The 12496-nt window shown below is 64.9% G+C and carries 14 protein-coding genes; 4 read left to right on the forward strand and 10 right to left on the reverse strand.

Annotated features, from left to right (window positions below):
• The first annotated feature begins 357 nt into the window (after positions 1-357).
• Together IVA91_RS05635 and IVA91_RS05640 are read left to right on the forward strand one after the other, a co-directional pair.
• Positions 358-531 (forward strand): hypothetical protein, encoded by a 174-nt coding sequence (locus tag IVA91_RS05635; protein WP_247278050.1) that lies wholly within the window; start codon positions 358-360, stop codon positions 529-531.
• Positions 532-648: 117 nt separating this feature from the next.
• Positions 649-1323: an isoprenylcysteine carboxylmethyltransferase family protein gene (locus tag IVA91_RS05640; RefSeq protein ID WP_247449156.1), complete on the forward strand. Its 675-nt coding sequence runs from the start codon at positions 649-651 to the stop codon at positions 1321-1323.
• 25 nt (positions 1324-1348) lie between these two features.
• Here the strand turns inward: IVA91_RS05640 and IVA91_RS05645 are convergent, their stop codons facing one another.
• From IVA91_RS05645 to flgB, 10 genes are all read right to left on the reverse strand, one after another.
• Positions 1349-2056 (reverse strand): glutathione S-transferase, encoded by a 708-nt coding sequence (locus IVA91_RS05645; protein WP_247278051.1) that lies wholly within the window; start codon positions 2054-2056, stop codon positions 1349-1351.
• Between the two features lie 78 nt (positions 2057-2134).
• A complete protein-coding gene (locus IVA91_RS05650) occupies positions 2135-2815 on the reverse strand; it encodes a lectin (protein WP_247421825.1) in 681 nt (226 codons plus the stop codon).
• A 160-nt stretch (positions 2816-2975) separates the two neighbouring features.
• The gene (locus IVA91_RS05655; RefSeq protein ID WP_247278053.1) at positions 2976-3965 is read right to left on the reverse strand and encodes a Tim44 domain-containing protein; all 990 of its coding nucleotides are present in this window, start codon (positions 3963-3965) and stop codon (positions 2976-2978) included.
• Between the two features lie 218 nt (positions 3966-4183).
• The gene (locus IVA91_RS05660) at positions 4184-6766 is read right to left on the reverse strand and encodes a PAS domain-containing protein (RefSeq protein ID WP_247449105.1); all 2583 of its coding nucleotides are present in this window, start codon (positions 6764-6766) and stop codon (positions 4184-4186) included.
• Between the two features lie 154 nt (positions 6767-6920).
• Positions 6921-8000, reverse strand: a complete 1080-nt coding sequence (gene flhB, locus IVA91_RS05665; RefSeq protein ID WP_247421828.1) for a flagellar biosynthesis protein FlhB — start codon at positions 7998-8000, stop codon at positions 6921-6923.
• Positions 8001-8013: 13 nt separating this feature from the next.
• Complete coding sequence (gene fliR / locus IVA91_RS05670; RefSeq protein WP_247278056.1) at positions 8014-8784, reverse strand: flagellar biosynthetic protein FliR; 771 nt, start codon at positions 8782-8784, stop codon at positions 8014-8016.
• Positions 8785-8801: 17 nt separating this feature from the next.
• Positions 8802-9065 carry a flagellar biosynthesis protein FliQ gene (gene fliQ / locus IVA91_RS05675; protein WP_011088555.1) on the reverse strand — a complete coding sequence of 88 codons (264 nt, stop codon included), beginning with the start codon at positions 9063-9065 and terminating at the stop codon, positions 8802-8804.
• Positions 9066-9221: 156 nt separating this feature from the next.
• Complete coding sequence (gene fliE, locus IVA91_RS05680; RefSeq protein WP_247278057.1) at positions 9222-9530, reverse strand: flagellar hook-basal body complex protein FliE; 309 nt, start codon at positions 9528-9530, stop codon at positions 9222-9224.
• 16 nt (positions 9531-9546) lie between these two features.
• The gene (gene flgC, locus IVA91_RS05685; RefSeq protein ID WP_247278058.1) at positions 9547-9972 is read right to left on the reverse strand and encodes a flagellar basal body rod protein FlgC; all 426 of its coding nucleotides are present in this window, start codon (positions 9970-9972) and stop codon (positions 9547-9549) included.
• Positions 9973-10008: 36 nt separating this feature from the next.
• Entirely contained in the window at positions 10009-10413 is a 405-nt protein-coding gene (flgB, locus tag IVA91_RS05690; protein WP_247278059.1) for a flagellar basal body rod protein FlgB, read from the reverse strand.
• A 352-nt stretch (positions 10414-10765) separates the two neighbouring features.
• Here flgB and IVA91_RS05695 point away from each other — a divergent pair, with 352 nt between their 5' ends.
• Together IVA91_RS05695 and fliP are read left to right on the forward strand one after the other, a co-directional pair.
• Positions 10766-11725: a flagellar biosynthetic protein FliO gene (locus IVA91_RS05695; RefSeq protein ID WP_247421831.1), complete on the forward strand. Its 960-nt coding sequence runs from the start codon at positions 10766-10768 to the stop codon at positions 11723-11725.
• Positions 11722-12480, forward strand: a complete 759-nt coding sequence (gene fliP / locus IVA91_RS05700) for a flagellar type III secretion system pore protein FliP (RefSeq protein ID WP_247278061.1) — start codon at positions 11722-11724, stop codon at positions 12478-12480. The genes IVA91_RS05695 and fliP overlap by 4 nt, the downstream gene beginning before the upstream one ends.
• The last annotated feature ends 16 nt before the right edge of the window (positions 12481-12496 follow it).

The raw sequence follows: 12496 nt of genomic DNA on the forward strand, positions 1-12496 counted from the left end.
CCCCATCAGGCCTTGGCAGGACAAACTCCCAAGGCCTTCGCCGCTACCAAGACCACCGCGATCCAATCAGCGAATTATTGAACATCGACAATTGCGAGCCAACGAGCCCGCGCCAAGCGCGGCCCGATGGCAGGCTCAGCCAAGCAATCCAGAGTCCCTCCGCGGTGATAGACTGGATTGCTTCGCTACGCTCGCAATGACGGTGGAGAGAGCCGCGCCCCTTTCAAATCTTGCACTCGCGGAAGCAAAGAGAGCGCATCCCACCGCGCCAATTCCCTCGCATTTTAGCAATTGCCTTGAAGGAAATTTCGCTCCTCACAGGGCAGGCTCGATTGCTTCCATGTGTGAGGATTGCGGATGAAGGTTTCTACCGTTGCGCCGCCGCCGATCGCGATCGTGGTTCCGAACTACGACACGACCAAGCAGCAGGACGATCAGGCCAAGGTCAAGGACGAGGATCCGACCTATAAGCCGCAGCCGCCCGCGCCGTTGCCGCCCGGTCAGGGCACGCGGATCGATCAGCTCGCCTGATCAGGCTTGCCAAGGCAGAAGCGCCCGATCCGGTCGATCGAGCCTTTGGTGCATCCGGCCGCATCTTTGCCGGATAGCGGGACCATGATCGGGCGCGGTCATCCCGGGATCCTGCGCATGATCGCACGCTTCCTGTTGCAGAACACGATCTTCGTCGTCGGCATGGGCGCGCTGTTGTTCGCCTCCGCCGGAACGTGGCACTGGCCTTCGGCCTGGGTGCTCCTCGCCACCTCTGCCCTGCTCGGTCCGCTCTGCGGCTGGTGGCTCTACCGGATCGATCCGGCGCTGCTCGCCGAACGTCTGCGGCCGGTTCTACAACGGGATCAGCCCGCCGCCGACAAGATCTTCGTGACTGTCTTCGTCATCACGATGTTCGCCTGGCTGGCGCTGATAGGTTTCGACCGACGCATTCAATCCTCCGAGATGCCGGTTGCGTTCCAGATCCTCGGCCTCGTGTTGTTCCTGGCTTCGACGCTGTTCACAATGTGGGTCTTCCGCGAGAACTCGTTTGCCGCCCCCGTGGTGAAGCTCCAGGCCGAGCGCGCCCAGCGGGTGATCTCGACCGGCCCCTACGCCCATGTCCGCCATCCCATGTACAGCGGCATGATCCTGTTCTTCACCGGCGTGCCGCTGCTGCTGGGGTCGTGGTGGGGACTTGCGATGCTGCCGCTTTTCGCCGCTCTGTTTGCGGTCCGCATCGGGATCGAGGAGCGCACCTTGCGCGAGGGCCTGCCGGGCTATGCGGACTATGCGGCGCGGGTGCGCTATCGCCTCGTGCCGGGCCTCTGGTGAGGGCAATCCACTGCCGTCCGACCGGCTAATTATCCAGCTCGCGATAGCGGCGGAAGATGCCCTGCTCGTTGAAGGGAATGCGGCGGTCGCTTTCGAGATAGGCCTTGATGTTCGGCCGCGCAGCGATGCGGTCGTGCAGGCCGACCAGGGTCGGAATATCCGTCTCGAACGCCTTCATGCGCCTGGGGAAGGCATAGCGGAGCCCCGCGACGATCTGGAACAGCGAGAGATCGACATAGGTCAGTCGGCGGCCGGTGACATAGGTGCCGCCACTCTCGGTGAGAAGCTGCTCGAAATAGCCGAGATATTTCGGCACGCGCTCGCTCCAGAAATCGGCGGTGCGCTTCTTCGCCGCTGGCTTCTGGTCCTCGTAATAGAGCGAGGGTCCGAGCGGATGATGGGTGTCGTGGATCTCGACGACGAGGTCGGTGACGGTGAGCTGGAGCTGGTGCACCCAGAGCCTGCCGCCTTCGGTCTTCGGCGCAAGGCCATGGCGGGCACCGAGATAGAGCAGGATGTTGGCGGTCTGGCCGATGACGAGCTTGCCCGCTTTCAGGAACGGCGGGGCAAAGGGCGGCGTGCCTTCACGCGCATTCATTATCTTCATCATCGCAGCCGTTCCGCCCGGCCCGCGTGCGACGTCGATATAAGCGGCGCCCGCCTCCTCCAGCGCCAGCCGCACATATTCACCGCGGCCCTGGATCTCGGGCCAGTAATAGAGCTCGTATTTCATGGAGACCGTCCGTGATTGCGTTGCGGCAAGTGCAGTACGCAACCACGAACGCCATGACGTGAGAAGGAGTTCCGCGCCTCAATTCGCCGCAAAACAATAGAACAGGCCGTCGCCGCCGGTGCTCTTCAGATCGGCCTGCGAGCAGCCGCCGTCGGGGCCGCGGGACGGGTGAGAGCTGTTCCACGATTTCGAGGGCTCATCGTCGCGCAAGCCCCGTCGATCGAGATGGCCAACCATCGCGGCGCCTTGTGTGCTCGATGTCCAGTTCTTGCAGGTGCGATCGTCCGGACCGCCAAACGCGGTGCCGTCTGGTTGCGATCCCGTGAGGACGTCATGCCGGTTTGGCTGGTCGCCAACACCATTGATCCCCTCGCCCTTCTCGCTGAGCGCGGTCTGCTTGGTGAGGTTGTTGGCCGGGCTGTGCAGATCGGCAACGTCCTTGGCAATCACCGCGCCCTTGGCGTTCTGCCACGGTCCCTTGCCGATGCGGTCTCGGGCGTTGATTGCCGGCTTGCCGTCGGCGGCCTGGGTCGAGAGATAGGCGCGCCAGGTTTTGTTGCCTGCGCCGGCGGCCTGAGCGAGCTTCTGGCAGTGCGCGTCGGCTCCCTCGAGGCCGCCGAGATCGGCGCCCTTGCCGAGGCCGCTTGAGGTCACGAAAAACGTCATGTCGGCCGATTGCGCCAGCGCCGATGGGGCCGCAAGCAAGGCCAATACGAGTGCGAGGCCTGAAATCGTCGAGGATTTCGCGGTGCGGATCATGGTGTCCTCCTGTTGTGGTTGTCGTTTGGCCGCCTGATTTCAACCCGACGCACGCGTGCTTATTCCGATGCGGCGATGCGAGGCGCCCCAAAGAAGAGACGCGCATAAGAAAAGGCGCCGTGCCGGAGCACGACGCCTTGGTTTCTCATGTCACGAGCGATCAGTTGGTCTGCTGGATCGCCGACAATTCCCAGCCGGTGCCCGGCCGGCGGGCGAACGTCCAGATCTCGGTCGCCTCGCCCGGCTGCTCGCTGCCGGCAACGACTGCGCCGGTGTTGCGGTCGACCGTCTTGTCGGTGAGCGCGAAGCGCAGCGCCACCGTGGCGTAGTCCGTCTCGCCTTCGCGCCAGGCTTCCGCGAGGTCGCCCTGCAACAGCTTGACGTTGGTCACCTTGTTGACGACGTTGCGCGCGCGGTTCTGGGCGAGGTCCTGCTCGAAGTACGAGACCATCTCCGGCGTCGCGAGCGTGTGCAGCTTGGCGACGTCCTCGTTCGACCAGGCGGCCTGGACCTCGCCGAGCAGGCGCTCGAACGCTTCATAGTCGTCCGGCTTGATCTCGAGCGGCGCGTTGTTGGCGCCGAAGCCCAAGCCACCGAGACCGCTGCGATAGTTCGGCTGCGGTCCGGGACCTGCGCCCGCATCAGCATTGGCATAGGCCGCCTGCGGCGAGTGACGGCGCTGCCACCAGGACATCGCCAGCCGTACCACGAGTACCACCAGCGCGATCTGGATGATCAGGCCGAGGATCGAGGACAGGCCGCCGAGGCCGCCGAACAGACCGCCGCCGAACAGCATGCCGAGCAGGCCTGCGCCGAGGAAGCCGGCCGCAAGGCCGCCCAGGAAGCCGCCGCCGCGACCGAACAGGCCGCCGCGCGCCGGCGAGGTCGCGGCCGAATTCATGCCTGCGCCCGGCTGGGTGTAGGTGCGGTTGAACTGCGAGGTCGAGCCCGGCGCGGTCGTGGTCGATGGCGGCGCCGAATAGGTCCGCGAGCCGCGCGAACCCGAGGAGAAGCCGCCGCCAGCGCGGGCGTCGGCAGACGAGATCGCCAGCGCGGTCGGCAGCGCAAGCGCCAGCACGACGGCAATCGCCTTGAAGACACTGCGGGAGCGTTGCGAGAAAGTCATGTGCGTTTCCCAAATCCCCGGCATGGGGACGTGCGCTTAAGATGGGCAGACTTCCCGAAAAGTGAAGCGGGTTTCGGAACCTGTGGCTGCGGCCCTCAGTCGCGGGGATGTGGCAAAAGCCCATATTTGGCGAGGTTTGGCCGAGTAAACGGGGGAACGGGGGTCGCTGGATACCGGCGGGTTTGCAATGCGATTTCCGCTTTCTCCCCTCGTCATTGCGGAATAACTGGAGAGGACGCGCCTCATCCCGCCTTCGTCATCGTCTCCTTCACCGCCGCCACGAGCTGGCTGAGCGTGAACGGTTTTGGCAGGAAGTCGAACTGCTGGCCTTCGGGGAGGCTCTTCTCGAACGCATCCTCGGCGTAGCCGGAGACGAAGATGAACTTGATATCCGGGTTCTTCTGCCGCATCGCCGTCAGCAGCGTCGGGCCGTCCATCTCCGGCATCACCACGTCGGAGACGACGAGATCGATCGCGCCGCTCTGCTCCTCCAGCACCTCCATGGCCTCGACGCCGTTCTCGGCCTCGACCACCGTGTAGCCGCGCGAGCGCAGGCCGCGTGCATTGAGGGCGCGCAGGCCCTCTTCGTCTTCGACGAGAAGGATGGTGCCCTGGCCAGTGAGATCGGTGCGCGGCTTGGCCTCCGCCGCCGGTGCGGCGTCCTTCGCGGCGCCATGGCTCGCGCTGACCACGGCAGCGGGCTGCTCGACCTGTAGCTCCGGCTCCGCATGATGGCGCGGCAGGAAGATATGGAACGAGGTGCCCTGCCCCGGTTCGGAATCGACGTAGATAAAACCGCCGGTCTGCTTGACGATGCCGTAAACGGTGGAAAGCCCGAGGCCGGTGCCCTTGCCCACCTCTTTCGTGGAGAAGAACGGCTCGAAAATCTTGTCGCGGATGTCGGCGGGGATGCCGGTGCCGGTGTCGGCGACCTCGATCCGGACATAGTCCGCGGCCGGCATGCCCTTGTAGGCGAGCTTGCCGGCATCGTCGCTGGTGACGTTGGCGGTGCGGATGATCAGCTTGCCACCATCAGGCATGGCATCGCGCGCGTTCACCGCGAGGTTGACGATCACCTGCTCGAACTGAGAGACGTCGACCTTGACCGGCCAGAGGTCGCGGCCGTGGACGAGATCGAGCTTGACCTTCTCGCCGATCAGCCGGCGCAGCAGCATGGTAAGATCGCTCAAAGCATCGCCGAGATCGAGCACCTGCGGCCGCAAAGTCTGCCGACGCGAGAACGCCAGCAGCTGCCGCACCAGGGTGGCGGCGCGCGTCGCGTTCTGCTTGATCTGCATGATGTCCTGGAACGACGGGTCGGTCGGTTTGTGCGCGTTCAGCAGGAAATCGTTCGCCATCATGATGGCGGAGAGCACGTTGTTGAAGTCGTGGGCGATGCCGCCGGCGAGCTGGCCGACGGTCTCCATCTTCTGCGACTGGTTGATCTGGTTCTCCAGCGCGCGCCGCTCGGTGGTCTCGAGCATGTGCACGATCGCGGCTTCCGCGTCATTCTCGGCCGAATCGACCGGCGTGACGAAGAACTGGCCCCAGCGCTCCTTGGTCCCTTCCAGCGCCACTTCGACCGGCGCGACGTCGGCCTGGCCTTCGGCGGCCTGGTTGATGGCCGCGATCAAAAGGTGCCGGTCGCGCGAACTGACCGCGCGGAAGATCGACTTAGAGGCGCTGTCGAGCCCCAAGGCTTGCCCAAGCTTGGCGTAGCGGGCGTTGGAGCGCACGACGTTGCCGGCGCGGTCGACGGTCGCGATTGCCATCGGCGTGTGGTCGAAGAAGCGCATGAAGCGCACTTCGGCGGCGCGGTCGGGATCGCTGCGCTCGTCGCGGGCACGGCTGATCACGAGCGTGCGCGACGGCCCCGGCGCGCCGTCGGCGCCGAAGGCAAGCTTGTGATAGAGCCGCACCGGCATGGTCTTGCCCGTGCGCATGCGCAGGTCGATATCGAAGACCTCGGTCTTCACCTCGCCAGGTACCGCCACGATCGAGGTCAGCAGCGAGGCGCCGTCGCCGGAGACGATGTCGGTAAGCTTCAATCCGCCCGAGCCGATCTCGGCGAGGTCGTAGTCGAGCCAGTTCGCCAGCGTCGCGTTGACATAAGCGAGCTCGCCGGCCGGATTGACCGAGAAGAAGCCGCACGGCGCGTGATCGAGATATTCGATCGCGTGCTGGAGCTCCTGGAACACGTCCTCCTGGCGCTCCCGATCGCGGGTGATGTCGGCGATCGACCACACCGCATATTTCGCCTCGCGCTTGCCGGTGCCGAGCGGGCGCACCCGCATGCGCAGCCAGCGGCCCTGGTTGCCGTCATGACCGGAGATGCGCACCTCCTCCTGCTGCCGTTTGCCTTCGCGGGCGGCTTTGAGCAGGCGGAACACGGCTTCGGAGACGTCGGGGTTGCCGATAAAGACGCGCTCGACCGGACGCACGTCCTGTGGACCGGTGGCGCCGGTCAACGTCAGATAGGCCGCGTTGGAATAGACCACATGGCCGCGCGCATCGGTGACCGCGAGCCCGTCGAACGCGTGATCGGAGATGCGGCCGATGATGGGATCGTAGAGATTGCGGTCGGCGAAGCGGATGATGCCGGCGGCGAAAGCGAACAGGTTGAACAGGCCGACCATCGCCAGCACGGCGAGGATGCCGAGAATATATGGCTGCGCCTGCGCGCGCCCAAGCGTCATCAGCCCGACGGCGACCGCGACGAGCCCGGCGGCCACCAGCAGCACGAGCGCGATGCTGCCCGAGCGCGGCGACGGCTCATGCGCCGCAACGGGCTCGCGTGACAGGTCGTGGTCGGTCTCAGCAGTCATTTCACGCTGGCGTAGCCTGTCGGCAGAGAATCAACGCGCTACGGGGCGCGCAGGGTCCTCCCTGCCTGAATCGGACCCGAAGGCGCAAGGGCAGCAGGGGCGAAAGGTACGCTGATTCCCAGATTACGGCCATTTCCGGTACTTTCCGGGCATTTTATCCCCGCCCGGCGCTGAATCCGCGCTTCAGCCGCATGACGTAGCCGATGACTTCGGCGACCGCATGGTAGTGCTCGGTCGGGATTTCCTCATCGATGTCGACGGTGGCGTAGAGCGCGCGGGCGAGCGGCACGTTCTCGACAATCGGAATGTCGTGCTCGCGCGCGATTTCCCGGATCTTGAAGGCGAGGTTGTCGACGCCCTTGGCGACGCAGACCGGCGCCGACATGCCGCGCTCGTAGGACAGCGCCACCGAATAGTGGGTCGGGTTGGTGATGATCACGGAGGCCTTGGGAACCGCCGCCATCATGCGCTTCTTGGCGCGCTGCTGCCGCAGTTGCCGGATCTTGCCCTTGATGTGCGGGTCGCCTTCGGACTGCTTGTACTCTTCTTTGATCTCCTGGAGCGACATCTTCTGCCGCTGGAACCAGCTTCGGTACTGGAAGAAATAGTCGGCGATGGCGACGATCGCGAGCGCCGCCACCACTGCCCCGAGCAGATGGATGGTCATGCTGATGGTGGCTCCGAGCATGGCAGCCGGATCGAGCTTGACCATCGCTTCCATGCGGTGCCGCTCCGGCCACAGGATCATGGCCATGACGACGCCGAGCCCGATCAGCTTGCCGAGACCTTTCAGGAAGTTCGCCGCCGCCTGCTTGCCGAAGATGCGCTTGAAGCCGGCACCGGGCGAGATTTTGCTGAATTTGGGTTTCAGCGATTCGGCGGACCACACCAGGCGATGCTGGAGCATGTTGCCGGCAATCGCCGCCAGCACCAGCATCAAGAGGGGCACGCCGATCGCGGCGAGCACGGCGAACTCGATCTGCTGCATCAGCGCGAGCAGAGCCCTGCCGTCGGTCTTGATCATCCAGGAATTGGCGAGCAGGTTGCGCATCGGCGTCAATAGCCCGCTGCCGACCGAGGCCGAGAAGGTCGAGACCACGAGCGTGCCGCCCGCCATCATGAACCAGGTGTTGATCTCCTGGCTCTTGGCGACGTCGCCACGTTCGAGTGCATCGTCGAGGCGCTTTTGCGTCGGGTCTTCTGTTTGACTCTCCGGATCGTTGTCCTCCGCCATCGATCGATCCCTATCATTTGAGCGGCATCATCTGGTGCATGACACCGATGAAGTAATCCAGATACGTACCCATCATCGCCGTGAGCACCACGGCGAGCACCAGAAAGCCCGCGAAGATCGACAGTGGCACGCCGACGAAATAGACCTGCATCTGCGGCATCAGCCGCGCCAGCACCCCGAGCCCGATGTTGAAGACGAGGCCGAACACCAGAAACGGTCCGGAGAGCTGCAAGCCGAGGCGAAAGGCGGCGGCGAAGGCCCGCGTTGCCAGCGAGGCGACATCGCCGCTCGAGACGGTCTCGCCCGGTGCGAAGATCGTGTAGCTGTCGTTCAGCGCCGCGATCACCAGATGATGGCTATCGGTGGCAAACAACAATGTCACGCCCAGCATGGTCAGGAAATTGCCGACCAGCACGCCCTGCTGTCCCTGCGTCGGATCGACCGAGGTGACGAAGCCGAGTCCCATCTGCTGCGCGATCACGGAGCCGGCGACTTGCAGGGCCGAGAGCGTCACACGGGCGGTCGCACCCAGCACGATGCCGATCGCGATCTCATGCAGCATGAGGACCAGGAGCGGCGCGAGCGAGCCCATGTCGACTTGATAGGCATTGCGATGCAGCGGCAGGATGATCAGCGTGAGCAGCAGCGCGATCGACAGCTTGATCCGCGTCGGAATGTTGGTCTCGCCCAGGCCGGGCAGCAGCATCACCATCGCACCGACCCGGGCGAAGGCGAGCATGAAGGAAGCGGCAAGCGCCGGCAGCAGCGAGATGTCGATGCGCATGACCGACGCATTGTGCCTCAGCCGCCGATGATTCGCGACGAGATCCGCAGCATGTGGGCATGGAGCGAGTCGGCCATGAACGGTAGCGCCAATAGCATCGTGGCGAAGATGGCCAGGATCTTCGGCACGTAGATCAGCGTCTGCTCCTGGATCTGCGTCAGCGCCTGGAACAGCGACACGATGACGCCGACCACGAGGCCGACCACCATCAGCGGCGACGACACGATCACGATGGTCCAGATCGCATCGCGCGCGACGTCGAGGGTTTCGGGTCCGGTCATGACACAGTTCCTTTGTTCAAGTCTCATCCTCATCATTCTGACGGGAGGGAATGTTCTCTCCCCGTCATTGCGAGCGTAGCGAAGCAATCCAGACTGCCGTCTGCGGAAAGATTCTGGATTGCTTCGCTGCGCTCGCAATGACGACGGAGGCCGAAATCAGATCGGCATCTTCATGATGTCCTCATAGGCCGCGATCACGCGATCGCGGACTGAAACCAGCGTGGACACCGCGACGTCGGTGTCGGCAACCGCCGTCACCACGTCCATCACGTTGGCTTTGCCGGCGGCCATCGCCACCGTCTGCGCGTCGGACTTGCGGCCGGACTCCATGACGCTGCCGACCGCGTCTTTCAGCAGTGAAGCGAAGGATTGTCCGGTGGGCTCGCTGCCCTTGCCGGCACCGCTGTTTTCCAGCACGCGGGCGAGATTGGCGTAAGCATTGGCGGCGATTGTCGGTGATGCCATGGCTCAGATGTCCTGTTCAGCTCTTGAGGATGTCGAGCGTGCGCTGGATCATCCGGCGCGTCGCACTGATGATATTGAGATTGGCCTCGTAGGACCGCTGCGCGTCACGCATGTCCGTCATCTCGACCACCGAGTTCACGTTGGGATATTTGACATTACCGCTCGCATCGGCGGCCGGATTATTCGGCTCGTATTTGACGCGGAAGTTGGACTGGTCCGGCTTGATCCTGCCGAGCGTGACAACCTGCGCGTCGAGCGTGCGGTCGAGCGCGGACGAAAAGGTCGGCACCTTGCGCCGGTAGGGCTCGCCGCCAGCGGTCTGCGAGGTCGAATCCGCGTTCGCGATGTTCTCCGAGATCACCCGCATGCGGCCGGCCTGCGCCCGGAGGCCGGAGGTCGCGATCGCCATCGAGCGGGCAAAGTCGCTGCTGTCATTGGCCATGATGCGTCTCTAGCTCTTCCGTTCCGGGATCATGCTCTAGCCCTTGCCGATCGCGGTCTTGAGCAGACGCAGGCTCTTGGAATAGAGCGAGGTCGCCGCCGCGTAGTCCATCTGGTTGCTGGCGGCCTTCATCATCTCCTCTTCGAGATTGACGGCGTTGCCGGCAGGGCGGGTCTCAAAACCCGCATTCTTGTTCTGGTCGAATGCGGAGGCCGCCCCTAGCGGCGTCATGTGAGAGGCGCTGGTGCGGGCAAGGGCCAGCGGCCCCATCGAGCCTGTGACGGCGCCGGTCCTGTCGAGCTTAGGCTCGACCAAGTCGCGGGGCCGGAATTTGGGGGTATCGGAGTTGGAGACGTTCTCGGACAGGACGCGCTGGCGCTCCTGGTGCCACTGCATCTTGGTCCGAAGCGCCGACAGCACCGGGAGGTCGTTAATGGACATCGTTGCGGCTCCTTCCACCCCTTGCGGACCTTGAGATCCGAAGCTAGGCAGAATTTGCCGCCTGTATGGTTAACAGCTGGTTAAAGACATCACAGGCACCGGTTCCCCGATGGACACGACAGGCGGGCAGTTCCGATTCGACCTTTCCAAAAGTGGCATTAACCCAACCATTTGGCGGCGCGTACACGGGCCAAGAAGTCGTTTTGGATCGAGCGATTCATGGGTTATTAAGAGTTGGGGACGGCAAAACTTGCCGTGGAACGTTAAGAGATCGCAGTTTGGGGCATCGTATGCCGGTGGTTGGCGCGTCTGACCACGGGCACGAGAAAAGCGCCATTTGTCGGGGACAAGTATGCAAGGCAGCCCTATCACCTTCATCGTCGCGTTCATCGTCGTTCTGGCGTTGATCGGCGTCGCTGCATGGCTGGTTCGCCGATTCGCCAGCAGCCGGCTGGGCGCCAACACCCAGCGCGGCAGGATGCCCCGACTCGCCGTGATCGATGCCGCCGCCGTCGACGGCCGGCGGCGCCTGGTGCTGGTCCGGCGCGACAATGTCGAGCATCTCCTGATGATCGGCGGCCCGACGGACATCGTTGTCGAGCCCAATATCGTTCGCGCCGGGTCCGGCCGCGACCAGTTTCCGCAGCGCTCCAGCGCTGCCGAACCGCCGCGCCTCGCCCCCATGCCCGATTCCGGCGCCTGGGCCGACGAAGCGCCGCGACCCGAACTGCTCGATCACCCCGAGCCGCAAATGCCCGAGCCGCCGCCACGGCCCGCGCGCCCGTCCTTCGCCGACGAGGTGCGCCGGCCCGCTCCCGCGCCGGCCGAGCGCCGCGGCGATCCCCTGGCCGGCTTCCCGCCCGAGCCGATCGCGCCACGGCCCGAGCGCGAACCACGGCCCGAGCCGCTGCCGCCGCGCATCGCCCGCAGCGAGCCGCCGTTGATGCCGCGTCCGCCGCGCCACAACGACCCGGGGAAGGTGCCGCCGGTGCGCGCCGAGCGTGCGGCGCCGCCGCCGCCTCCACCGATTCCACAGGCGGCTCCGCCGGCCCCTGCCCCGGCCGCCACGAGCGCCGAGCAGAATCTCGCCGAAATGGCCCAGCGGCTCGAAGCTGCGCTGCGGCGCCCGGCCGGCGAGACGGTCGCGCCTCCGGTTGCGCCGGAACCGCCGGCCGCTCCCCCACGCGCGGCACGGAGCGATCCGCCGGCGCCACCGGCCCCGCCCGCAAAGCCGGCCACGGAAAAGACCAGCTTTGAAAATCTGGAAGACGAGATGGCGTCCCTGCTCGGCCGTCCGAAGCCGTCTTCGTGAGGTTGCCGGCCCTCCCGCGTAGAGTTCTTTTTCTTTCTGTCCTAATCGGCGCGGCCTCGCTCGCGAGCCTTTCGCATGCGCAGGACATCAGCATCAATCTCGGCGGAGGTCCGGGTGGCGGCGGCGTCACCGAGCGGGCGATCCAGCTCATCGCCCTGCTCACGGTGCTGTCGATCGCGCCGTCGATCCTGATCATGATGACGTCGTTCACGCGCATCGTGGTCGTGCTGTCGCTGCTGCGCACGGCTATGGGCACGGCGACCGCCCCGCCGAACTCGGTGATCATTGCGCTGGCGATGTTCCTCACCTTCTTCGTGATGGGACCGGTCCTGCAGAAATCCTACGACGAGGGCATCCGCCCGCTCGTCGCCAACCAGATCGGCGTCGAGGACGCACTCCAGCGCGCCTCGGTGCCCTTGCGCGGCTTCATGCAGAAGAACGTGCGCGAGAAGGACCTCAAGCTATTCCTGGATCTCTCCGGCGAGGCACTGCCGGCCACGCCTGACGATCTCGCACTGCGCATCCTGGTCCCCGCCTTCATGATCTCCGAGCTGAAGCGCGCCTTCGAGATCGGCTTCCTGTTGTTTCTACCCTTCCTGATCATCGACCTCGTCGTTGCCTCAGTGCTGATGTCGATGGGCATGATGATGCTGCCACCAGCAACGATCTCGCTGCCGTTCAAGCTGATCTTCTTCGTGCTGGTCGACGGCTGGTCGCTGGTGGCGGGAAGCCTGGTGCAGAGCTACGGCGGGTGATGGGGCGTTCGGCGGC

Origin of the sequence: Bradyrhizobium sp. 153 (assembly GCF_023073835.1) — a bacterium.
Taxonomy (GTDB): Bacteria; Pseudomonadota; Alphaproteobacteria; order Rhizobiales; family Xanthobacteraceae; genus Bradyrhizobium.

Bases quoted from the DNA above. Each gene is read 5' to 3' on its own strand.
- IVA91_RS05635 (WP_247278050.1), top strand. From the start codon at position 358: ATGAAGGTTTCTACCGTTGCGCCGCCGCCGATCGCGATCGTGGTTCCG.
- IVA91_RS05640 (WP_247449156.1), top strand. From the start codon at position 649: ATGATCGCACGCTTCCTGTTGCAGAACACGATCTTCGTCGTCGGCATG.
- IVA91_RS05645 (WP_247278051.1), bottom strand. From the start codon at position 2,056: ATGAAATACGAGCTCTATTACTGGCCCGAGATCCAGGGCCGCGGTGAA.
- IVA91_RS05650 (WP_247421825.1), bottom strand. From the start codon at position 2,815: ATGATCCGCACCGCGAAATCCTCGACGATTTCAGGCCTCGCACTCGTA.
- IVA91_RS05655 (WP_247278053.1), bottom strand. From the start codon at position 3,965: ATGCCGGGGATTTGGGAAACGCACATGACTTTCTCGCAACGCTCCCGC.
- IVA91_RS05660 (WP_247449105.1), bottom strand. From the start codon at position 6,766: ATGACTGCTGAGACCGACCACGACCTGTCACGCGAGCCCGTTGCGGCG.
- flhB (WP_247421828.1), bottom strand. From the start codon at position 8,000: ATGGCGGAGGACAACGATCCGGAGAGTCAAACAGAAGACCCGACGCAA.
- fliR (WP_247278056.1), bottom strand. From the start codon at position 8,784: ATGCGCATCGACATCTCGCTGCTGCCGGCGCTTGCCGCTTCCTTCATG.
- fliQ (WP_011088555.1), bottom strand. From the start codon at position 9,065: ATGACCGGACCCGAAACCCTCGACGTCGCGCGCGATGCGATCTGGACC.
- fliE (WP_247278057.1), bottom strand. From the start codon at position 9,530: ATGGCATCACCGACAATCGCCGCCAATGCTTACGCCAATCTCGCCCGC.
- flgC (WP_247278058.1), bottom strand. From the start codon at position 9,972: ATGGCCAATGACAGCAGCGACTTTGCCCGCTCGATGGCGATCGCGACC.
- flgB (WP_247278059.1), bottom strand. From the start codon at position 10,413: ATGTCCATTAACGACCTCCCGGTGCTGTCGGCGCTTCGGACCAAGATG.
- IVA91_RS05695 (WP_247421831.1), top strand. From the start codon at position 10,766: ATGCAAGGCAGCCCTATCACCTTCATCGTCGCGTTCATCGTCGTTCTG.